The 21,654-nt window shown below is 66.7% G+C and carries 15 protein-coding genes, 1 tRNA gene and 1 pseudogene; 14 read left to right on the plus strand and 3 right to left on the minus strand.

Annotated features, from left to right (window positions below; all coding sequences use genetic code 11):
- The 8 genes and pseudogenes from tuf to MKK70_RS15365 form a co-directional block, all read left to right on the plus strand.
- Positions 1-138: pseudogene (tuf, locus tag MKK70_RS15330) on the plus strand (elongation factor Tu); the annotation flags it as partial.
- A 191-nt stretch (positions 139-329) separates the two neighbouring features.
- Positions 330-1,241 (plus strand): hypothetical protein, encoded by a 912-nt coding sequence (locus MKK70_RS15335; RefSeq protein ID WP_243948745.1) that lies wholly within the window; start codon positions 330-332, stop codon positions 1,239-1,241.
- A gap of 62 nt (positions 1,242-1,303) precedes the next feature.
- Positions 1,304-1,380 (plus strand) — tRNA-Trp (locus tag MKK70_RS15340).
- A gap of 182 nt (positions 1,381-1,562) precedes the next feature.
- Complete coding sequence (secE, locus tag MKK70_RS15345) at positions 1,563-1,859, plus strand: preprotein translocase subunit SecE (RefSeq protein ID WP_147727674.1); 297 nt, start codon at positions 1,563-1,565, stop codon at positions 1,857-1,859.
- Between the two features lie 60 nt (positions 1,860-1,919).
- Complete coding sequence (nusG, locus tag MKK70_RS15350; RefSeq protein WP_147727676.1) at positions 1,920-2,453, plus strand: transcription termination/antitermination protein NusG; 534 nt, start codon at positions 1,920-1,922, stop codon at positions 2,451-2,453.
- A 235-nt stretch (positions 2,454-2,688) separates the two neighbouring features.
- On the plus strand, positions 2,689-3,138 hold the full coding sequence (gene rplK, locus MKK70_RS15355) for a 50S ribosomal protein L11 (protein WP_147727673.1): 450 nt from the start codon (positions 2,689-2,691) through the stop codon (positions 3,136-3,138).
- A 12-nt stretch (positions 3,139-3,150) separates the two neighbouring features.
- On the plus strand, positions 3,151-3,849 hold the full coding sequence (rplA, locus tag MKK70_RS15360) for a 50S ribosomal protein L1 (RefSeq protein WP_147727672.1): 699 nt from the start codon (positions 3,151-3,153) through the stop codon (positions 3,847-3,849).
- A gap of 222 nt (positions 3,850-4,071) precedes the next feature.
- Positions 4,072-5,715, plus strand: a complete 1,644-nt coding sequence (locus MKK70_RS15365) for a B12-binding domain-containing radical SAM protein (protein ID WP_147842160.1) — start codon at positions 4,072-4,074, stop codon at positions 5,713-5,715.
- 24 nt (positions 5,716-5,739) lie between these two features.
- Here MKK70_RS15365 and MKK70_RS15370 read toward each other — a convergent pair whose 3' ends face one another.
- Entirely contained in the window at positions 5,740-6,741 is a 1,002-nt protein-coding gene (locus MKK70_RS15370; protein ID WP_243936177.1) for an acyltransferase family protein, read from the minus strand.
- A gap of 718 nt (positions 6,742-7,459) precedes the next feature.
- Here MKK70_RS15370 and rplJ point away from each other — a divergent pair.
- The 5 genes from rplJ (at position 7,460) to MKK70_RS15395 (ending at position 17,810) form a co-directional block, all read left to right on the plus strand.
- Positions 7,460-7,978 carry a 50S ribosomal protein L10 gene (gene rplJ, locus MKK70_RS15375; RefSeq protein ID WP_147727669.1) on the plus strand — a complete coding sequence of 173 codons (519 nt, stop codon included), beginning with the start codon at positions 7,460-7,462 and terminating at the stop codon, positions 7,976-7,978.
- 59 nt (positions 7,979-8,037) lie between these two features.
- A complete protein-coding gene (gene rplL / locus MKK70_RS15380) occupies positions 8,038-8,412 on the plus strand; it encodes a 50S ribosomal protein L7/L12 (protein WP_147842158.1) in 375 nt (124 codons plus the stop codon).
- A 267-nt stretch (positions 8,413-8,679) separates the two neighbouring features.
- The gene (gene rpoB, locus MKK70_RS15385) at positions 8,680-12,804 is read left to right on the plus strand and encodes a DNA-directed RNA polymerase subunit beta (protein ID WP_243948747.1); all 4,125 of its coding nucleotides are present in this window, start codon (positions 8,680-8,682) and stop codon (positions 12,802-12,804) included.
- A gap of 179 nt (positions 12,805-12,983) precedes the next feature.
- Complete coding sequence (gene rpoC / locus MKK70_RS15390) at positions 12,984-17,195, plus strand: DNA-directed RNA polymerase subunit beta' (protein ID WP_147727147.1); 4,212 nt, start codon at positions 12,984-12,986, stop codon at positions 17,193-17,195.
- A 114-nt stretch (positions 17,196-17,309) separates the two neighbouring features.
- The gene (locus MKK70_RS15395; RefSeq protein WP_243948749.1) at positions 17,310-17,810 is read left to right on the plus strand and encodes a hypothetical protein; all 501 of its coding nucleotides are present in this window, start codon (positions 17,310-17,312) and stop codon (positions 17,808-17,810) included.
- 158 nt (positions 17,811-17,968) lie between these two features.
- Here MKK70_RS15395 and MKK70_RS15400 read toward each other — a convergent pair whose 3' ends face one another.
- Positions 17,969-18,151, minus strand: a complete 183-nt coding sequence (locus MKK70_RS15400; protein WP_243936175.1) for a DUF3606 domain-containing protein — start codon at positions 18,149-18,151, stop codon at positions 17,969-17,971.
- 294 nt (positions 18,152-18,445) lie between these two features.
- The gene (locus MKK70_RS15405) at positions 18,446-18,814 is read right to left on the minus strand and encodes a hypothetical protein (RefSeq protein WP_243948751.1); all 369 of its coding nucleotides are present in this window, start codon (positions 18,812-18,814) and stop codon (positions 18,446-18,448) included.
- Positions 18,815-19,937: 1,123 nt separating this feature from the next.
- On the opposite strand from MKK70_RS15405, the gene MKK70_RS15410 reads away from it, so the two are divergent.
- Positions 19,938-21,654, plus strand: a 1,717-nt coding sequence (locus MKK70_RS15410; RefSeq protein WP_243948753.1) for a carbohydrate-binding domain-containing protein, incomplete at its 3' end; no start/stop codon positions are given.

Below are 21,654 nucleotides of genomic sequence, written 5' to 3' on the forward strand. Positions count from 1 at the left end.
ATGGTGATGCCGGGCGACAACGTGACCATGGACGTCACGCTGATCGTGCCGGTGGCCATGGAGGAGAAGCTGCGCTTCGCCATCCGCGAGGGCGGCCGAACCGTCGGCGCCGGCGTCGTCGCCGCCATCAACGCGTAGTCGCTCGAGCGATTCGACACGGCCGGCGGTCTTCGCCGGCCGTGTCTCGTCGCGGAGGCCGCGGGATCGGCTCGCGCCCCCGTTGTCACCGCCTGAGATCGGCATTCCATCCCTCCCTGCCGACCCCGAGCTTGACAGGGAGCCGTCGGTTTATTTTCCTGCCATCCGCGACAAGCCGCGGAGCCCCAGGAATGAACACCGCCATCGGGTTTCCGTGGCCGACGCGCCGCCTGTGGCTCGCCGCCGCCGCGAGCGCGATCCTGATTTGCCCGGCCCGTGCCGACGCCCTGAGCGACGGACGCTTCCGCGACGAGGTGGCGGCCATCCTGCGGGCGATCCGGCCGGGCGCGGAGATCCGCCCCGACCGTGATCCGGGACAGATCCTGGTCGGCCGCAGCACGATCGCCCTCACCAACCTGTATCCGCGGGTCGCCCCGCTCGCCGGCGACGCGCGCCGGCGGATGATCGAGGCGTATCTCGTCACCGCGCTGAAGGGCATGGACGCGGCGCCGTCGCCCGGCGAGCCGAGCCTCGCGGCGATCCGGGCGCAGCTGCGCCCGCAGCTCCTGCCGCGCGCGATCCTCGCCCAGGTGCCGGACCTCGCCACGCGGACCTTCTCGGAGACCCTGGTCGTGGCCTACGTCATCGATGGGGCGGACCGGATGCGCTACCTGACCCGGCCGATGCTCGAAGGGTGGGGCGTCGATGCCGCGGCGATCCGAACCGCCATCGAGGTTCCGGCGCTGGCCAACCTCGCCGCGGCCTCGAAGGAGGCCGCGTTCGCCCTCGCGGTCGACGGCGGCATCCCCATCCTCGCCATGACCAATGCCGGCGATGACTACGACGCCGCGCGGTTGATGTTGCCCGGCTATCTGGACGAGATCCGCACGGCGCTGAAAGCCGATGGCATCACGGTCGCGATCCCGACCCGCGACCTGCTGATGGCATGGCCCGCCGACAGCAAGGCCCGCATCGGCCTCGCCGCGGAGGTGCGCGACCGGCTGCGGAAGGGCCCTTACGGCCGCAGCGACGAGCTCTTCCGCTTCGACCGAACGGGACTGCGCCCGCTGACGGCGACGGAGCGGGCCGATCACGGTCGGTGACGCATTTCCGGCGTTCCCGGCTCTTGCATCCCGGCGCCCGATCGGGCATTGGGCGTCGCGATAGGAGTGTAGCTCAACTGGTCAGAGCGCCGGTCTCCAAAACCGGAGGTTGCGGGTTCGAGTCCCTCCACTCCTGCCAGTCTGCATTTCCTGCCGTTCCACGCCACGCTCCTGACGCTCGCGACGCGCCGCGGCTGTCGACAACCCCGACGACTTGCGCTAGAGCGGGCGCACTCCGAGATCGATGTCGGCTGTCGGTTCGGGCTCGTTCGGGCGAGCTTCCGAACCCGTCGTCATTCTCGAAACCCGGTTCCTGACGCCATGGCATCGAACGAAGCGACCAAGAAGGCCGATCCGGCGCGCAGCCCGGTCCGCGGCGCGGCTTCCCAGCCGCCGCAGCGCAACGCTCCGCCGGCCCGGCCCGCGCCGAAGCGCGTCGGCCCGCTGGAGTTCCTCGGGCAGGTGCGCGACGAGGGCCGCAAGGTCACGTGGCCGACCCGCAAGGAGACCACGGTCACCACGATCATGGTCTTCGTGATGGTGGTGGTCGCGAGCCTGTTCTTCACGGTGGTCGATCAGGGCCTTCGCTACCTCGTCGGCCTGATCCTGGGCCTGTAGGCAACACACACCGTCCGCGGGCCCCGGCCCGACGCGAACATGCAGGAGTCGATCAGAACCGTGTCGAAGCGCTGGTACATCGTCCACGCCTACTCGAACTTCGAGAACAAGGTCGCCCAGTCCATCAAGGATCAGGCGGCCCAGCGTGGGCTCATGGACCTCTTCGAGGAGGTGATGGTCCCGACCGAGAAGGTCGTCGAGGTCCGCCGCGGCCGCAAGGTTGACGCGGAGCGGAAGTTCTTCCCCGGCTACGTGCTGGTGAAGTGCGACCTCACCGACGAGGTCTACCATCTGATCAAGAACACCCCGAAGGTCACGGGCTTCCTCGGCGCCGACAAGTCGAAGCCGGTGCCGATCCCGGACGCCGAGGCCGAGCGGATCAAGGGCCAGGTCGCCGAGGGCGTCGACCGTCCGAAGCCGTCGATCTCCTTCGAGATCGGCGAGACCGTCCGCGTCGCCGACGGCCCCTTCGCCTCGTTCAACGGCACCGTCGAGGAAGTCGACGAGAGCCGCTCGCGCCTGAAGGTCGCCGTGTCGATCTTCGGCCGCGCCACCCCGGTGGAACTCGAATACGCCCAGGTCGAGAAGGCCTGACGTAGAGCGGATCGGGAGGAGCGAATAGCGGATCGAGGGCACCGCGCCCTTTCGGATCGGCCGATGCGATGCACCGGCCCGCCCATTCCGTCTTCGCTGCTTCCTGTTCGCGAAAGCCCGCGGAAGGCCCGCCCGGTTCGCCGCCGGGGCCAACGGTCCGCACCGCGACCTGCAACCGCCCGTCCGACCGAGCCTCAGGCAGCCCGGCGGCGCGCAATCATTTGGGAGCAGTCCCATGGCGAAGAAGATCACGGGCTACGTGAAGCTTCAAGTCCCGGCCGGCGCCGCCAACCCGTCGCCGCCGATCGGTCCCGCGCTCGGTCAGCGCGGCCTCAACATCATGGAATTCTGCAAGGCCTTCAACGCGAAGACCGCGCAGATCGAGAAGGGAACCCCGATCCCGGTCGTGATCACGGCCTACCAGGATCGCAGCTTCACCTTCGAGATGAAGCAGCCGCCGGTCACCTTCTTCCTGAAGAAGGCCGCGGGCCTGAAGATCGGCAAGAAGCCGGCCTCCGGCTCCAAGACCCCCGGCAAGGGCCCGACCGTCGGCAAGGTCTCCGAGGCGCAGCTTCGCGAGATCGCCGAGAAGAAGATGCCCGACCTGAACTGCGATTCGGTGGATGCCGCCGTCGCGATGATCCGTGGCTCCGCGCGGGCCATGGGCCTCGAAGTCACCGCGTAAGGGGAGGGCACCATGGCACACGAAGGCAAGCGCATCCGCGCCGCCCGCGAGGGCATCGACCCGACCAAGCTCTACGGGATCGCCGAGGCGATCGCGATGGTGAAGGCCAAGGCCAACGCCAAGTTCGACGAGACCGTCGAGGTCTCGATGAACCTCGGCGTCGACCCGCGCCACGCCGACCAGATGGTCCGCGGCGTCTGCAACCTGCCCAACGGCTCCGGCCGGACGGTGCGGGTGGCGGTGTTCGCCCGCGGCGCCAAGGCGGACGACGCCCGGGCGGCCGGTGCCGACATCGTCGGCGCCGAGGACCTGCTCGAGATCGTCCAGGGCGGCAAGATCGAGTTCGATCGCTGCATCGCCACCCCGGACATGATGCCGCTCGTCGGCCGGCTCGGTAAGGTGCTCGGCCCCCGCGGCCTGATGCCGAACCCGAAGGTCGGCACCGTCACCATGGACGTGAAGTCCGCGGTCGCCGGCGCCAAGGGCGGCTCGGTCGAGTTCCGCGTCGAGAAGGCGGGCATCGTCCACGCCGGCATCGGCAAAGTCTCGTTCGACGAGGCCAAGCTCGTCGAGAACATCAAGGCGTTCGCCGACGCGGTGGCCAAGGCCAAGCCCGCCGGCTCCAAGGGCACCTACATCCAGCGCATCGCCGTCACCTCGACGATGGGCCCGGGCGTGAAGGTCGAGCCGGGCTCCGTCCTCGGCGCCTGACCGTCCCGCTACGACGACACGATCGAAGCGCCCGGCCCCTGCGGCCGGGCGTTTTTCGTTGCGCGTCGTGCCGGGTCCCGGACAGCCGAAGCGCCGGCCGAGGGCGATCCGGGACCCTGCGCAGACAGCCCCGCGGAGCGGCCCCCGCACCCGGCGATCACGATGCAGATTGCCGCGGCGAAGGGGGGCGCCAACGGTCGCAGCTGTGCTAAATAGGGCGCCATGCGATGCAACCTCTCCGTTCAGACCCAGCGACGCATCCTGTGCGTCTTCCCCGCCTACACGCCGTCCTTCGGGACCTTCTCCCACGCCTACCCGCTGATGGGCGGCGTGAAGGCCTTCATGCCGCCCCAGGGCCTGCTGCTGATCTCGGCCTACATGCCCGAGACCTGGGAGTGCCGGTTCGTCGACGAGAACATCAAGCGCGCCACCCCTGAGGAGTTCGCCTGGGCCGACGCGGTGTTCGTGTCGGGCATGCACATCCAGGAGCCGCAGATCCACGAGATCGCCAAGCGCGCGCACGCCGCGGGCAAGGTGACGGTGCTCGGCGGCCCCTCGGTCTCCGGCGCCCCCGAGAAGTATCCCGACTTCGACTACCTCCACATGGGCGAGATCGGCGACGCTACGGACGCGCTCGTCGCGATCCTCGACCGCGACCTGGCGCGGCCCCCGTCCCAGGTCCGGCTCGAGACCAAGGAGCGGCTGCCGCTCTCGGACTTCCCGGCGCCGGCCTACGAGGCGGCCCCGCTGAAGCGCTACCTGATCGGCTCGCTGCAATTCTCCTCGGGCTGCCCCTACCGCTGCGAGTTCTGCGACATCCCGCAGCTCTACGGGCGCCAGCCGCGGCTGAAGAGCCCCGAGCAGATGTGCGCCGAGCTCGACGCGATCATCAGCCAGCCCGGCCACCCGGCGGTGGTCTACTTCGTCGACGACAACTTCATCGCCAACCGCAAGGCGACACGGGACATGCTCCCGCACCTCGTCGCGTGGCAGAAGAAGAACGACTACCCGCTCCAGTTCGCCTGCGAGGCGACCCTCAACATGGCCAAGCAGCCCGAGATCCTCGAGCTGATGCGGCAGGCGAACTTCATGACCGTGTTCGTCGGCATCGAGACGCCGGAGGAGGACGCGCTCAAGGGCATCGACAAGACCCACAACGCCGCCGTGCCGATGTACGGCGCGATCGAGACGCTGAACTCCTACGGCCTCGAGGTGACGTCGGGCATCATCCTCGGCCTCGACTCCGACTCGGACGCCTCCGAGCAGTACCTGATCGACTTCATCGACAAGTCGGGCATCCCCGTCCTGACGATCAACATCCTCCAGGCCCTGCCGAAGACGCCGCTCTGGGACCGGCTGCAGCGGGAGGGGCGCCTCGTCCACGACGCGGCGCTCGAGTCGAACGTCCTGTTCAAGCGCCCGCACGACACCGTGGTGTCGAGCTGGCGCCGGGCGATCGCGCACGCCTACGCGCCGGAGAAGATCTTCGAGCGCTTCAAGCACCAGTGCGCGACGACCTACCCGAATCGCATCGTCACCCCGACAAAGGGCAAGCTGACCTTCACCAACCTGCGCCGCGGGCTGATCCTCGGGTTCAACATCATCACCCGGGTGGGCATCTTCTCGGATTACCGCAAGCCGTTCTGGTCGGCGGCCGTCTACGCCCTGAGGCGTGGGCAGATCGAGGCGGTGTTCAACATGGGCTTCGTCGCCCACCACCTGATCCGCTTCACCCGCGAGGCCCTGCGCGGCGAGCACAACGCCTCGTTCTACGCGGCCAAGGCCGCCGAGACCGAGGCGGCGCGGCAGCGCTCGTGGTGGGAGAACGCGCGCAAGCGCTTCGTGCCGGAGCGCGAGGCAGCCTAACCGAGCGGGCCGACCGTCGAGACGTTACCGGGCTGTGTCCGAGACGGCGACGCGGTCGCGCCATGCCGGCGCTCCGAGCCCCAACACCGACAGCGTGTTCCATCGGGCGAGGAGCCGATGTGCGAGCATCGGGCCCAGGATGCCGAAGGCCGTCCCCGAGATCAGGTAGACCATGGGGTCGGGCGGAACGTGAAGGCGCGTCATGGCCACGCGCAGGCCGGCCGCGGCCAGCGAGTGCATGACGAAGATCGAGAGCGAGAGCAGGCCGACCGTGGCGAGCGCGCCGCCACCGATACGCTTACTCACCCACACGACGCCGAGAATGCCGAGACAACAGGCAGGTAGCGCCGCTAGCGCCATCGGGCTGAAGCCGGAGACCGTCCAGGCACCCACGACCGCCAGGGCGAAGCCCGTCCAGATGAGTGCGATCCCCGACAGGCTCACCGGCGTCCGCCAAGCCGCCAGGGCGTGCCCGGCATAGGCACCTGCGAGATAGAACGGAAGGTTGTGCAGGGTCAGCGCGAGGCTTGGAACCTCCGGGAGCCGAAAGAAGATCACGAATCCCGCCGCCGCGATGGCGGCGAACAGTCTGCGATCGGGAATCATGGCGGCCAGCACGTGGCAGATCAGAAGGGCGTAGAGAAACCAAAGCGGTCCGAGGGGACGGTACGGGAAGGCGAGAAGGTCGGCGGGAGCGACCTGCGTGTTGATGTCCTGCGCCAGCAGGATCATCACGCTGCCCTGGATGAACGTCCAGATCACGTAGGGAAGGCCGATCGTCCAGAGCTTGGCTTGGAGAAACGGCACCCGTCCGCGTCGCAGGCTGCCGGGCAGGTTCAGTCCGGCCAGGAAGAAGAACAGCGGCATGTGGAAGGTGTACAGACCGAAATCCACCCACTGGGTCGCGGATGTGTCTGGCACGATCCCCGCCTTGACGGTTCCCCGGAGGACGTGGCCGAACACGACCAGAATGATCCCGATGCCGCGCGCGACGTCGATCCAGTCCTGCCGTTGTACGCGCTGCATGGGACTCGCCTCGAGGTAGGGCTGCGCGGCACACGGCCATGACGACGCCCGAACCTTCAGCGCAATCGGTCGAAATCCGGCAGCCCGGTGGAGAGCTTATCAAGCGTCGGCGAAGGCCAACCATCCGCACCGAATCGCAAATCCAACGCAGAGTCCGTCCGAGAAGCCGCTCGGAGCCATCGACCGGCTCGGATAGGATCGGTCACCCGAGGACACCGCGCGTTTGCCTAAGTCGGAAAAGTCGCGTCTCGGCCCTTGGCAGGCGGCTTGCTTGGCTCTATACACCGCGCTCCGCGCAATTTTCATGTTTGTTCAGGGAGCCCGTCCGCCCGGTCGGGTTCCGTATCGAGACGCCGCCTGGGTGACCGGGCGTCGATGGCCGGCAGGACCTGAGGGGTGAAAACCTCTGAGGGCCGCGTCCGGCCATGTCCTGTCCGAGACTGCAGGTGCCGGTTCGCCGGCTTAATCCACCAGCCTGCACAGACGGGGAAGACCGCATTTTCGAAGCGCCCGACCGATGAGGGACGGCGTGAAGGCATCGGTTTGAACCATCTCAGCCCTTAGGCATCGCACCCCTCGCGGGGGCGGCACCGGGGGACAGGGCCGTGAAGCGTCGTCCAGGACGTTTTCGGCTTCCATGAGGCCGAAGATCCGTCCCGGGCGGCACGTGCAACCGGCGGACCCATTCTCGGGTTCCGCCCAACCGGAGAGAGCCCCAGTGGACAGGACAGCAAAAGCTGATCTCGTCTCGACGCTCAACGGCGTGTTCGCAAAGAGCGCCGTCGTCGTCGTGGCCCACTACAAAGGCCTCACGGTCGCCGAGATGCAGAAGCTGCGTTCGCAGATGAAGCTCGCCGGCGCCACCGTGCAGGTCGCGAAGAACAGCCTCGCCAGCATCGCTCTCGATGGCACGGACGTCGCCTCCATCAAGCCCCTCCTGAAGGGCCCGACCCTGCTCGCCTATTCGAGCGATCCGGTCGCGGCCGCCAAGGTGGCGGTGGATTTCGCCAAGGCCAACGACAAGCTCGTGATCCTCGGCGGCGCCATGGGCGCGACCGCTCTGAACCCGGACGGCGTGAAGGCCCTCGCCTCGCTCCCGTCCCTCGACGAACTGCGCGCCAAGATCGTGGGCCTCGTCCAGGCTCCCGCGACCAAGATCGCCCAGGTCGTCAATGCGCCGGCGGCCAAGCTCGCCCGCGTGTTCGGAGCCTATGCCACCAAGGACGAAGCGGCCTGACGGTCGTTTCCCCTTTCAAACCCATCCCTTCACACCGATATCGTTAGAGGATCATCACCATGGCTGATCTTGCCAAGCTCGTCGACGACCTGTCGTCGCTGACCGTTCTCGAGGCCGCCGACCTCGCCAAGATGCTCGAGGAGAAGTGGGGCGTCTCGGCCGCCGCCGCCGTCGCCGTGGCTGCCGGCCCGGCCGCCGGCCCGGCTGCCGCCGCCGAGGAGCAGACCGAGTTCACGGTCATGCTCACCGCCGCCGGCGACAAGAAGATCGAGGTCATCAAGGAGGTCCGCGCGATCACCGGCCTCGGCCTCAAGGAAGCCAAGGACCTCGTCGAGGGCGCCCCGAAGGCCGTCAAGGAGTCGGTCGCCAAGGACGAGGCCGAGAAGCTCAAGGCGCAGCTCGAGAAGGCCGGCGCCAAGGTCGAGCTCAAGTAAGCCGCGATGGGCCGATCCCCGGCCCGTCACCGCGCGGCCGGTTCCCTCGGGAGCCGGCCGTGACCGCAGCCCGCGGGTGTTCGCACCCGCGGGCTGAGGCCGCTTCGGCGGCCGGCGGACCCTGAGACGGGTCCCGGCTCGGAACGAGCCGGTCGAGATCATGAATTCGGGTGGCGCGGTCCGGCGGGACGCGAGCCATGGCCCGGCGCGGGAGTCGGCGAGACTTCCCCGGGCGACCAGGACGCGAAGATGGTGGAGCGAGGTCACATGGCCAATACGCTGGTCGGTCGCAAGCGCATTCGGAAGTTCTTCGGCAAGATCAAGGAAGTCGCCGAGATGCCGAACCTCATCGAGGTTCAGAAGGCGTCCTACGACCAGTTCCTGATGATGGACGAGCCCGAGGGCGGCCGCGGCGACGAGGGCCTGCAGAGCGTGTTCCGGGGCGTGTTCCCGATCTCGGACTTCTCCTCGACGGCGCTCCTCGAATTCGTCCGCTACACGTTCGAGCAGCCGAAATACGACGTCGACGAGTGCCGCCAGCGCGGCATCACCTTCGCGGCCCCGCTGAAGGTGACCCTGCGGCTGATCGTGTTCGACGTCGATCCCGACACGGCGGCCAAGTCGGTCAAGGACATCAAGGAGCAGGACGTCTACATGGGCGACATGCCCCTGATGACGGAGAACGGCACCTTCATCGTCAACGGCACCGAGCGCGTCATCGTCTCGCAGATGCACCGCTCCCCGGGCGTGTTCTTCGACCACGACAAGGGCAAGACCCACTCCTCGGGCAAGCTGCTGTTCGCCGCCCGGATCATCCCGTATCGCGGCTCCTGGCTCGACGTCGAGTTCGACGCCAAGGACATCGTGCACGTCCGCATCGACCGGAAGCGCAAGCTGCCGGTGACGTCGCTGCTCTACGCGCTCGGGCTGTCCGGCGAGGAGATCCTGTCGACCTTCTACAACAAGGTCGTCTACGACCGGGACGGCGCCGACTGGCGCGTGCCGTTCGACGCCGAGCGGCTGAAGGGCTTCAAGGCCTCGGTCGACCTGATCGACGCCGATTCCGGCGAGGTCGTGCTCGAGACCGGCAAGAAGCTCAACGCCCGCAACGCCCGCCAGATCGCCGAGAAGGGAACCAAGTTCCTCAAGGCGACCGACGAGGATCTGGTCGGCCAGTACGTCGCCGAGGACCTCGTCGACGTGAACACCGGCGAGATCTGGGCCGAGGCCGGCGAGGAGATCTCCGAGAAGCTGCTCAAGAGCCTCGAGGAGGTCGGCGTCGCCGAGATCCCGGTGCTCGACATCGACCACGTCAACATCGGCCCCTACATCCGCAACACGCTCGCCGTGGACAAGAACTCCGCCCGTGAAGGCGCGCTGTTCGACATCTACCGCGTCATGCGCCCGGGCGAGCCGCCGACCCTGGAGACGGCCGAGGCCATGTTCCACTCGCTGTTCTTCGACAGCGAGCGCTACGACCTGTCCGCCGTCGGCCGCGTGAAGATGAACATGCGCCTCGACCTCGACGCCGAGGACACCGTCCGCACGCTCCGCAAGGAGGACATGCTGGCGGTCGTCATGGCGCTCGTCGAGCTGCGCGACGGCAAGGGCGAGATCGACGACATCGACCACCTCGGCAACCGCCGGGTGCGCTCGGTCGGCGAGCTGATGGAGAACCAGTACCGCCTCGGCCTGCTCCGCATGGAGCGCGCCATCCGCGAGCGCATGTCCCAGGTCGACATCGACACGGTGATGCCGCAGGACCTGATCAACGCCAAGCCTGCGGCCGCGGCCGTGCGCGAGTTCTTCGGCTCGTCGCAGCTGTCGCAGTTCATGGACCAGACCAACCCGCTCTCCGAGGTGACGCACAAGCGCCGCCTCTCGGCGCTCGGCCCGGGCGGCCTGACCCGTGAGCGTGCCGGCTTCGAGGTGCGCGACGTGCACCCGACCCATTACGGCCGCATCTGCCCGATCGAGACGCCGGAAGGCCCGAACATCGGCCTGATCAACTCGCTCGCGACCTTCGCGCGGGTGAACAAGTACGGCTTCATCGAGACCCCGTTCCGCCGGGTCAAGGACGGCGTCGTCACCAACGAGGTCTCGTACCTCTCCGCGATGGAGGAGGCGAAGTACTACGTCGCCCAGGCCAACGCGCAGATGGACGAGAACAAGAAGCTCACCGAGGAGCTGGTGGTCTGCCGCCGCGCCGGCGACGTGATCGTCGTCGGGCCAGAGCGCGTCGACCTGATGGACGTGTCGCCGAAGCAGCTCGTGTCGGTCGCCGCGGCGCTGATCCCGTTCCTCGAGAACGACGACGCCAACCGCGCGCTGATGGGCTCGAACATGCAGCGGCAGGCGGTGCCGCTGGTGCGCGCCGACGCGCCGTTCGTCGGCACCGGCATGGAGGCCGTGGTCGCCCGCGACTCCGGCGCCGCCATCGCCGCCCGCCGCTCCGGCATCGTCGACCAGGTGGACGCCACCCGCATCGTCATCCGCGCGACGGAGGAGGCCGACGCCACCAAGCCCGGCGTCGACATCTACCGCCTGCAGAAGTTCCAGCGCTCCAACCAGTCGACCTGCATCACGCAGAAGCCGCTGGTTCGCGTCGGAGAGCCGGTGAAGAAGGGCGAGATCATCGCCGACGGCCCGTCCACCGAGTTCGGCGAGCTCGCGCTCGGCCGCAACGTCCTCGTCGCGTTCATGCCGTGGAACGGCTACAACTTCGAGGACTCGATCCTGCTCTCCGAGCGGATCGTGAAGGATGACGTGTTCACCTCGATCCACATCGAGGAGTTCGAGGTGATGGCCCGCGACACCAAGCTGGGCCCGGAGGAGATCACCCGCGACATCCCGAACGTCTCGGAGGAGGCTCTGAAGAACCTCGACGAGGCCGGCATCGTCTACATCGGCGCCGAGGTCCATGCCGGCGACATCCTCGTCGGCAAGATCACGCCGAAGGGCGAGAGCCCGATGACGCCGGAGGAGAAGCTCCTCCGCGCGATCTTCGGCGAGAAGGCGTCCGACGTGCGCGACACCTCGCTCCGGGTCCCCCCGGGCGTGACCGGCACGATCGTCGAGGTCCGGGTGTTCAACCGCCACGGCGTCGACAAGGACGAGCGCGCCCAGGCGATCGAGCGCGAGGAGATCGAGCGCCTCGCCAAGGACCGGGACGACGAGCAGGCGATCCTGGACCGCAACACCTACGCCCGCCTCTCGGGCGTGCTGATCGGCCAGGCGCCGATCGCCGGGCCGAAGGGCTTCAGGAAGGAGACCACGCTGACGCGTGAGCTCATCAACGAGTACCCGCGCTCGCAATGGTGGCAGTTCGCCGTCGTCGAGGACCGTCTCATGACCGAGATGGAGGCGATGCAGAAGCAGTACGACGAGTCGAAGAAGCGCCTCGAGCAGCGCTTCCTCGACAAGGTCGAGAAGCTGCAGCGTGGCGACGAGCTGCCCCCCGGCGTGATGAAGATGGTCAAGGTCTTCGTCGCGGTGAAGCGCAAGATCCAGCCGGGCGACAAGATGGCCGGCCGCCACGGCAACAAGGGCGTGGTCTCGCGGATCGTGCCGATCGAGGACATGCCGTTCCTGGAGGACGGGACGCATGCCGACATCGTGCTCAACCCGCTCGGCGTGCCGTCGCGCATGAACGTCGGCCAGATCCTCGAGACGCACCTCGGCTGGGCCGCGGCCGGCCTCGGCCGCAAGGTCGGCAAGGCGGTCGACGCCTACCTGAAGAGCCAGGACATCGGCCCGCTGAAGGAGGAGATGCAGGCGATCTACTCCCCGTCGGAGCTGGAAGGCCTGTCGGACGAGGACATGGCCGAGGCCGCCAACAACGTGCGCCGCGGCGTGCCGATGGCGACCCCGGTGTTCAACGGCGCCAAGGAAGCCGACATCGAGACCATGCTGGAGATGGCCGGGCTCGACCGGTCGGCCCAGTCGACGCTCTACGACGGGCGCACCGGCGAGGCCTTCGACCGCAAGGTGACGATGGGCTACATCTACATGCTGAAGCTCCACCACCTCGTGGACGACAAGATCCACGCCCGCTCGATCGGCCCGTACTCGCTGGTCACCCAGCAGCCGCTCGGCGGAAAGGCGCAGTTCGGCGGGCAGCGCTTCGGCGAGATGGAGGTCTGGGCGCTGGAGGCCTACGGTGCGGCCTACACGCTGCAGGAGATGCTCACGGTGAAGTCGGACGACGTGGCCGGCCGCACCAAGGTCTACGAGGCGATCGTCCGCGGCGACGACACCTTCGAGGCCGGCATCCCGGAGAGCTTCAACGTGCTGGTGAAGGAGATGCGGTCGCTCGGCCTCAACGTCGAGCTGACCTCGTCCAAGAAGGCCGCCAACGACGCCCTGGAGCCGCCGGCCGACGCGGCCGAGTAGCCGAAACAAGACACCTCCCGTGCCGGCGCCAACGCCGGCACGGTTCGAGCGGGGAGGGGCGGAGCCTCCGGACGGGCCGACGGCCAGCGGCGCCTTTGAAGGGCGCGGCGCCGAGTTGATTTCAGGACGTGGACGGCGCCGGCGCAGGGCGCGCGTTCCCGTCAAGCAAGGAGCGGATCATGAACCAAGAGGTCATGAACCTTTTCAACCAGCAGGCTCAGCCCCAGAGCTTCGACCAGATCAAGATCTCGATCTCCAGCCCCGAAAAGATCCTCTCGTGGTCCTACGGCGAGATCAAGAAGCCCGAGACGATCAACTACCGGACCTTCAAGCCGGAGCGTGACGGCCTGTTCTGCGCCCGCATCTTCGGGCCGATCAAGGACTACGAGTGCTTGTGCGGCAAGTACAAGCGCATGAAGTACAAGGGCGTCATCTGCGAGAAGTGCGGCGTCGAGGTCACCCTCGCGCGCGTGCGGCGCGACCGCATGGGCCACATCGAGCTCGCCGCCCCGGTCGCCCACATCTGGTTCCTGAAGTCGCTGCCGAGCCGCATCGGCCTGCTGCTCGACATGCCGCTCAAGGATCTCGAGCGGATCCTCTACTTCGAGTCCTACTGCGTCATCGAGCCGGGCCTCACCCCCCTCAAGGAGCGCCAGCTCCTGTCGGAGGAGGAGTACCTGCGCGCCCAGGAGGAGTACGGCGAGGATTCGTTCACGGCGATGATCGGCGCCGAGGCGATCCGGCGCATCCTGCAGGAGCTCGACCTCGACGGCATCGCCGACTCGCTGCGCGAGGAGATCGCCACCACGACCTCCGAGCTGAAGCCGAAGAAGCTCCTGAAGCGCCTCAAGATCATCGAGGCGTTTCAGATGTCGGGCAACAAGCCCGAGTGGATGATCCTGACCGTCGTCCCCGTGATCCCGCCGGACCTGCGCCCGCTGGTTCCGCTCGACGGCGGCCGCTTCGCCACGTCGGACCTGAACGACCTCTACCGTCGCGTGATCAACCGCAACAACCGCCTCAAGCGTCTGATCGAGCTGCGCGCGCCCGACATCATCATCCGCAACGAGAAGCGGATGCTGCAGGAGGCGGTCGACGCGCTGTTCGACAACGGCCGCCGCGGCCGCGTCATCACCGGCGCCAACAAGCGCCCGCTGAAGTCGCTCGCCGACATGCTCAAGGGCAAGCAGGGCCGCTTCCGCCAGAACCTGCTCGGCAAGCGCGTCGACTATTCGGGCCGCTCGGTCATCGTGGTCGGCCCGGAGCTGAAGCTGCACCAGTGCGGCCTGCCGAAGAAGATGGCGCTCGAGCTGTTCAAGCCGTTCATCTACGCGCGCCTCGACGCCAAGGGCTTCTCGGCCACCGTCAAGCAGGCCAAGAAGCTCGTCGAGAAGGAGAAGCCCGAGGTCTGGGACATCCTCGACGAGGTGATCCGCGAGCACCCGGTGATGCTCAACCGCGCGCCGACGCTCCACCGCCTCGGCATCCAGGCGTTCGAGCCGAAGCTGATCGAGGGCAAGGCGATCCAGCTGCACCCGCTGGTCTGCGCCGCGTTCAACGCCGACTTCGACGGCGACCAGATGGCCGTGCACGTCCCCCTGAGCCTCGAGGCTCAGCTGGAGGCGCGCGTCCTGATGATGTCGACCAACAACATCCTGCACCCGGCCAACGGCCAGCCGATCATCGTGCCCTCGCAGGACATCGTGCTCGGCCTGTACTACCTCTCCATCGTCGGCGAGGGCCTGGTCGGCGCGTTCCAGCCCGACCACAAGACCAACCCGATGCAGGGCGTCTACGGCGACATGGGCGAGCTCGAGCACGCCCTGGCCGCCAAGTCGGTGAAGCTGCACTCGAAGATCAAGTGGCGCTGGAAGGGCATCGGCCCCGACGGCGAGCCGCTGACCAAGACCTACGATACCACGCCCGGCCGGGTGATCCTGTCCGGCGCGCTGCCGCTGCACGCCAAGGTGCCCTTCGACGTCGTCAACAAGCTGATGACCAAGAAGGAGATCTCGTCGATGATCGATACCGTCTACCGCCACTGCGGTCAGAAGGAGTCGGTGATCTTCTGCGACCGCATCATGGCGCTCGGCTTCAACCACGCGTTCAAGGCCGGCATCTCGTTCGGCAAGGACGACATGGTCGTGCCGGAGAACAAGTGGACCATCGTCGACACCACGCGCACGCTGGTGAAGGACTACGAGCAGCAGTACAACGACGGCCTGATCACCCAGGGCGAGAAGTACAACAAGGTCGTCGACGCCTGGGCCAAGTGCTCGGACAAGCTCGCCGCCGAGATGATGCTCCGGATCTCGACCGTCCAGAAGGACGACCAGGGCGCCGACAAGCAGATCAACTCGATCTACATGATGAGCCATTCCGGTGCGCGCGGCTCGCCGGCGCAGATGAAGCAGCTCGCGGCGATGCGCGGCCTGATGGCCAAGCCCTCGGGCGAGATCATCGAGACGCCGATCATCTCGAACTTCAAGGAAGGCCTCGACGTGCTCGAGTACTTCAACTCCACCCACGGCGCCCGCAAGGGCCTCGCGGACACGGCGTTGAAGACCGCCAACTCCGGCTACCTGACCCGCCGCCTCGTTGACGTGGCGCAGGATGCGGTCATCCGCGAGGTCGATTGCGGCACCACCAACGGCATCAAGATGCGCGCCATCATCGATGCCGGCCAGGTCGTCGCGACGCTGGCGATCCGCATCCTCGGCCGCGCCACGGCGGAGGATCTCGTCGCCCAGGACGGCACGGTCATCGTCAAGACCGGCGAGACCATCGAGGAGCGCCACCTGCCGGCCATCCAGGCGGCCGGGATCCAGGAGGTGAAGATCCGCTCGGTGCTGGTGTGCCAGACCCGTCAGGGCGTCTGCGCCACCTGCTACGGGCGCGACCTCGCCCGCGGCACGCCCGTCAACATGGGCGAGGCCGTCGGCGTCATCGCGGCGCAGTCGATCGGCGAGCCGGGCACCCAGCTCACCATGCGCACCTTCCACATCGGTGGCGCGGCGCAGATCGCGGATTCGTCCTTCATCGAGTCGAGCTTCGAGGGCACGATCAAGATCCGCAACCGCGCGATCGCCAAGAACTCGGACGGCGACCTGATCGCCACCGGCCGCAACGTGGCGGTGGTGATCGTCGGCGCCGACGGCACGGAGCGGGCGGTGCACCGCCTCCAGTACGGCGCGCGCCTGCGGGTCGACGACGGCGACAAGGTCAAGCGCGGCCAGCGCATCGCCGAGTGGGACCCCTACACCCGCCCGATCATTACCGAGACGGACGGCGTGGTGATGTACGAGGACATGGTCGACGGCCAGTCGATCACCGAGACCACCGACGAGTCGACCGGCATCGCCAAGCGCGTCGTCATCGACTGGCGCGGCTCGGCGCGCACCTCGGACCTCAAGCCGGCGATGGTGGTCGTCGATGCCGAGGGCAAGCCGGTCAAGCTGCCGCGCGGCTCGGACGCCCGCTACTTCCTGCCGGTCGACGCCATCATCGGCTACGACCCGGGCGGCTCGGTGAAGGCCGGCGACATCCTCGCCCGCGTCTCCACCGACTCGGCCAAGACCCGCGACATCACCGGCGGTCTGCCGCGGGTGGCGGAGCTGTTCGAGGCGCGGCGCCCGAAGGACGCGGCGATCATCGCCGAGAAGTCGGGCACCATCGCCTTCGGGCGCGACTACAAGAACAAGCGCCGCCTGTCGCTGACGCCGCACGACGGCTCGGAGACGGTCGAGTACCTGATCCCGAAGGGCAAGCACATCCACCTTCAGGACGGGGACGTGGTCGAGCTCGGCGACTACATCGTCGACGGCAACCCGGCGCCGCACGACATCCTGGCGATCAAGGGCGTGGAGGAGCTGGCCGCCTACCTCGTCAACGAGATCCAGGAGGTCTACCGGCTCCAGGGCGTGTCGATCAACGACAAGCATATCGAGGTCATCGTCCGGCAGATGCTGCAGAAGGTCGAGATCACCGACGGCGGCGACTCGGACATCCTGGCGGGCGACCAGATCGACCGCACGGAGCTGACCGAGGTCAACGAGAAGCTCCTCGCCGAGGGCAAGAAGCCGGTCCAGGGCGTCCCCGTCCTGCTCGGCATCACCAAGGCGTCGCTGCAGACGAAGTCGTTCATCTCGGCGGCCTCGTTCCAGGAGACCACCCGGGTCCTCACGGAAGCCGCGGTCAACGGCAAGATCGACCACCTGGAAGGCCTCAAGGAGAACGTCATCGTCGGCTCCCTCATCCCCGCGGGCACCGGCTCGATGGTGGCCGACATCCGCGCGGTGGCACGCCGCCGCGACAGCATGATCCTCCAGCAGAAGGCGTCCGACAGCGGCGCCCGGCCGCTGGGCGAGCTGCCCTCGGCCGCGGCCGAGTAGGCCGCGAAGCGATCCACGACCTGCAAAAGGGCGGCCCAGCGGGCCGCCCTTTTCGTTTCGGGGGCTGGGCGATGCCGGCCGAAGGTCGGGGCCGCGGCAAGCGGAACCATGACCTTGGCCGTTCGTTCTGAGATCATGGAACACGTCAAGTCCACAATCCTCACGACCGCCGTGCTCGTTACGGGATTGATCACCGCCGCGCATGTTCTGCATCCGCGCGATCCGGCCTTCGAAACGCGCCGCGGTCACTCCGTCGTCGCGTCCGCCGAAGCCGCGACGGCCTGGAGCGATCCGCCGGCGCGCGCGTCGCAGGCCGAGACGGCGGAAGCGACGCTGGCGCGTCCCGCCTCCTTCACCCTCCTGCCCGTCGCGATGACGGCGAGCCTGTCGGGGCTCGAGGGTCAGCCGCAGGCGCGTCCGGTGCGGAAGGCCGATCACGTCCATGCCCGCAGGGTGGCGCAGCCCAATGCGAGCGGCCGGCCGGCCACGGCCCGGATCGAGCAGCAGGCTCCGAGCCCGGTCGCCTCGGCGACGCAGCCGGGCAAGCCGGTGGAGGGCGATCCGATCGGCGACCTGATGAAGGCCCTCGGCCTCAATCGCGACAGCGAGGGCTGACGCACACCCTCACGGCCGGCCCTCGGGCGGCCATGGGGATCTCCGGCGGCTTCGGTCGATCCCGCCCCCCGGTGGATCCATTCGCAACGGCGTCGGCCGGTTTGTCGTGCGGCCACAGGCAGCGCGGACCTGCGACGGGGTCGTCCGATCCGGCCCGCTCAGCGCTTCTTGCCGAGCTCGGCGGCGATGTCCTTGATCATGCGCCCGGCCTTGCGGTGCGCCGTGGTGAGCTGGTCCTGCGTCACGCCCCAGCGCTTCATCCAGTACTCGACCGCCTTCCGTTCGGAGAGATCGAGCCGGTCCTTGTCGATGAATCCGCGCTTGTCCTTGAGGCCTGGCATGGTCGCTTTCGAGAAGAGGGTCGCCGCCGGGATCTTATCCGCCCGGCATAAGCGACGCAGGCCGGCACGGCGCCGGGGCACGATCCGTGGCGGATGGATCGGGACGACCGGTCGGTCGATGGCGATGTTTCGGCGGTGAGGCGGGACCGGTCAAGGGTTTCAGCCTCGACGGGGCATCCCTGACTTCGCCGAAGCCCCGCCTGGGTGCCGGAGCCCGAGGCCTGCGCCTCGCGATGTGCCGAGCGGTGCAAGCGGGCTGCCCGCGCCACTCGGGCGGCCCTGGCGCCTCTTCGGCTACCAGCCGCCGTAGCCGTGCGGCCGGTCGCAGTGCCAGCGGTCGCCGTATCCGGCGGCACGATAGCCGTAACCTTCCGGATCCGTCGCGTCGGAGCGCACGACCCGCGTCGTCCGGTAAACGACCTCGTCGTCGTACGCCCGGACGACGCGAGCGGGCCGATAGCGCACCACGGGGGGCGCATCTGCGTAGCCGTAGGCGGGCGCCGCGTGCGCCTCCGCGGCAGCGGCACCGAGGAGTGCGCCCGCGGCGAGCCCGCCGATCAGGCCGGCCGCGAGGGCACCGCCGCCCCGAGCCTCGGCTGCGGTGGTTCCGAGCCCGCTCGCCGCGAAGAGCACGGCGGCTGTGACGGCAGCAATCTTCTTCATCGCCCATCTCCTGACACGTCGCGCGGCCGGCATCGTGCCGAAGCCCCGGTCTCGGCTGTCGAGGAGAAGATTGGCAGGGTATCGCTGGAGCGACGCTGAAGCCCGTCGGCAGCAAGCGTTCAGCTTCCTCGACCGCGGTGGGCGAACGCCGCCCGGCGGCGCCGAAATGCCGGCGGAGAAGATTGCAGGACAGACGACGTCAGCAGGACGCCGCGACGCACCGAACGCGCACGAGATCTATCGATCATCGGCCTTTCAGGAGCGCTTATCAGTCAGCCGTGATGTCCGTGCGGAGAATCAGGGCCCGGCGTTCAGGCGCTTTCGAATGCGGCTCGTGTGAGCGGCGAAGGGCGCCGTCGTCGAAGAGCGCGGCCGCCCACAACCCGTTTTCATGCACCGACGCTTCGACGTACGACATCGAAACGTTGGTGCGGCCAAGAGGACTCGAACCTCCACCCCTTGCAGGACTAGCACCTCAAGCTGCCCCTAGATCCTACAAAAATTTCAGCTTTTCTGCAAACCGGGGCTCTGACGAGCCACTGAAATGTCTCGCTAAATTACTGCCCCTGCAAACCGTTCCAGACCCATTTCCGCTGCACTGCGAAGCAACAGTAGCCGCCATCGCGTCCTCGATAGCGGAGCAATTGTCAGTGTGTAAATCTACTTCAATGCAGCACGGTTGGGCACCAAATGCGAAGCGAGATCAATGACCGTGAGATCCATGTGAAGCCCGCCGGCAAATAAGACAGGAACAAGCTCCACACCCATGATGGTTATTGACCAATACTCTTAATAGTTTTTTTAATTATCTTTATTGTTTCATATGTACTAACGTTTTTCATCGATTGCGAAGAATAACTATTAGCTTATGGAATAAAGAGAGCCGATTTGCATCATACTTAACGGACCGCCTCCCATCCCGATTGTATTTTATTTTACTCACTAGAGGTTATATTCGTTCGTATAGTGTTATGATTAATTTATATTCATACAAGACCTGAGGGGGCTTCAAGGGCAATCTTTAGATCAAATAAATATCCAACGAAATACCTTGCCATTCGGCGTCGGTCCGAAGAGTTCAAGCTTCGCGATCGTCCAAATGTGGCGAGTGGCGAGAGTCTCGGTGACCCAGACCGGTGTATATGTTGGCAACGACCCTGACGCTTTCGCGGCGTACTCCAAATGGGTCGGGAGCACGCCTGGCAACGTGTTAAACTACCTCAACAACGACAGCTGGTCGGCTTTTGACAGCTCGATTGGCTGGGTCACCTGGCTGTGGAAGAACACCGCCACACCCAGCATTTGGTCGGTGCCGCTGACGGTCTGGGGCACCTCGCTCGAGCAGGTCGCCACGGGCGCTTTCAACGACCATTTCCTTAAGGCCGCGCAGGGCTTAGCGCAGACCAAGGCCAGCAGCGACGGCTACATCTACGTGCGCGTCGGCTGGGAGTTCAACGGCTCCTGGATGCCCTGGGCCGCCAACGGCCACGAAGCCGCGTTCATTAAGTCCTTCCAGAACCTTGTCGACACCTTCCGCTCGGTCTCGGACAAGTTTAAGTTCGTGTGGGACACCACCAATGATGGTGGCAACATGAACCCGGAGAAGGCGTATCCGGGCGACAAGTACGTCGATGTGATCGGCACGGACGTCTACTACAGCACCCAGTGGGACGGCACCGATGCTGCCAAGGGGTTCAAGGGTGAGGTCACCCGCGCCTACGGCCTACAGTGGCAGCAGGATTTCGCCGCAGCCCACGGCAAGGCCACCGCCATCTCCGAATGGGGTGTCGCCAGCGACAACGCCGCTCCCTACGTCCAGGCCATGACGAAGTGGATGACCGACCACAACATGGTCTACGAGAACTACTGGGACTCGAACGCCGACTACAGTGGCAAGCTGAGCACAGGCGCAAACGCCACCGCAGGCGCTGCCTACAAGAGCGCCATCAGCAGCCTCCAGAGTGTAACGAGCCCCCCAGCAGCCACAATACCGTCGGTTGCGACCACAGCACCGGCTTCGACGACCACGGCGGCGGTGCAGGGTGACACCTTGGTGCTCAAGGTGTCTGGCGACAACTGGCAGGGTGACCCGCACTTCATCGTGACGGTCGACGGCAAGCAGGTCGGCGGTGTGCTGACCACCTCTGCTTCGCATGCTGCTGGTCAGACCCAGGACATCACCCTGACGGGCAACTTCGGCTCAGGCGCTCACGATGTCGCGGTGAAGTTCATCGACAACGTCGACAACGGCTGGGGCAACGATCGCAACCTCTACGTTCATCAGGTCACGCTCAACGCGCAAACCTATGCGGGTGATACGCCTGCTAACTCAGGCGGATCCAACAGCCTCGGTGTCGCCAATCTCCACAGCAACGGTAGCGCTACCTTCCATACCAATATAATCATGACGAGTGGAACGGGCGGATCGTTAACAGCACCAGCTCCGACGACTACGACGGACACTTGGACGACCACAGCACCGGCATCGGTGACCGCGGCGGACACTTCGACGACCACAGCACCGGCTTCGGTGACCGCGGCGAACATTTCGACGACTACGAGCAAAAGCTTCGCCTTCAACCTCACAGAAGCCCATTTTAGCTTCATCAACGGTCACGATGTGATGACCGAGCCGAACGGCAGCATCATCGACGTCACAGGCATGCATACCCTCACCTTCGCCGACGGCACGGTTACCCAGCACGCTGGTTCAGCGCTCGTCGATGATCTCTACTACGACGTGACAAACCCCGACGTCTGGGCGGCTCATGTCGATCCGACGACCCACTACAACGCGTCGGGTTGGCACGAGGGCCGTGATCCGAACGCAGACTTCTCGA

Source organism: Methylobacterium sp. E-041 (assembly GCF_022829665.1).
Classification (GTDB): domain Bacteria; phylum Pseudomonadota; class Alphaproteobacteria; order Rhizobiales; family Beijerinckiaceae; genus Methylobacterium.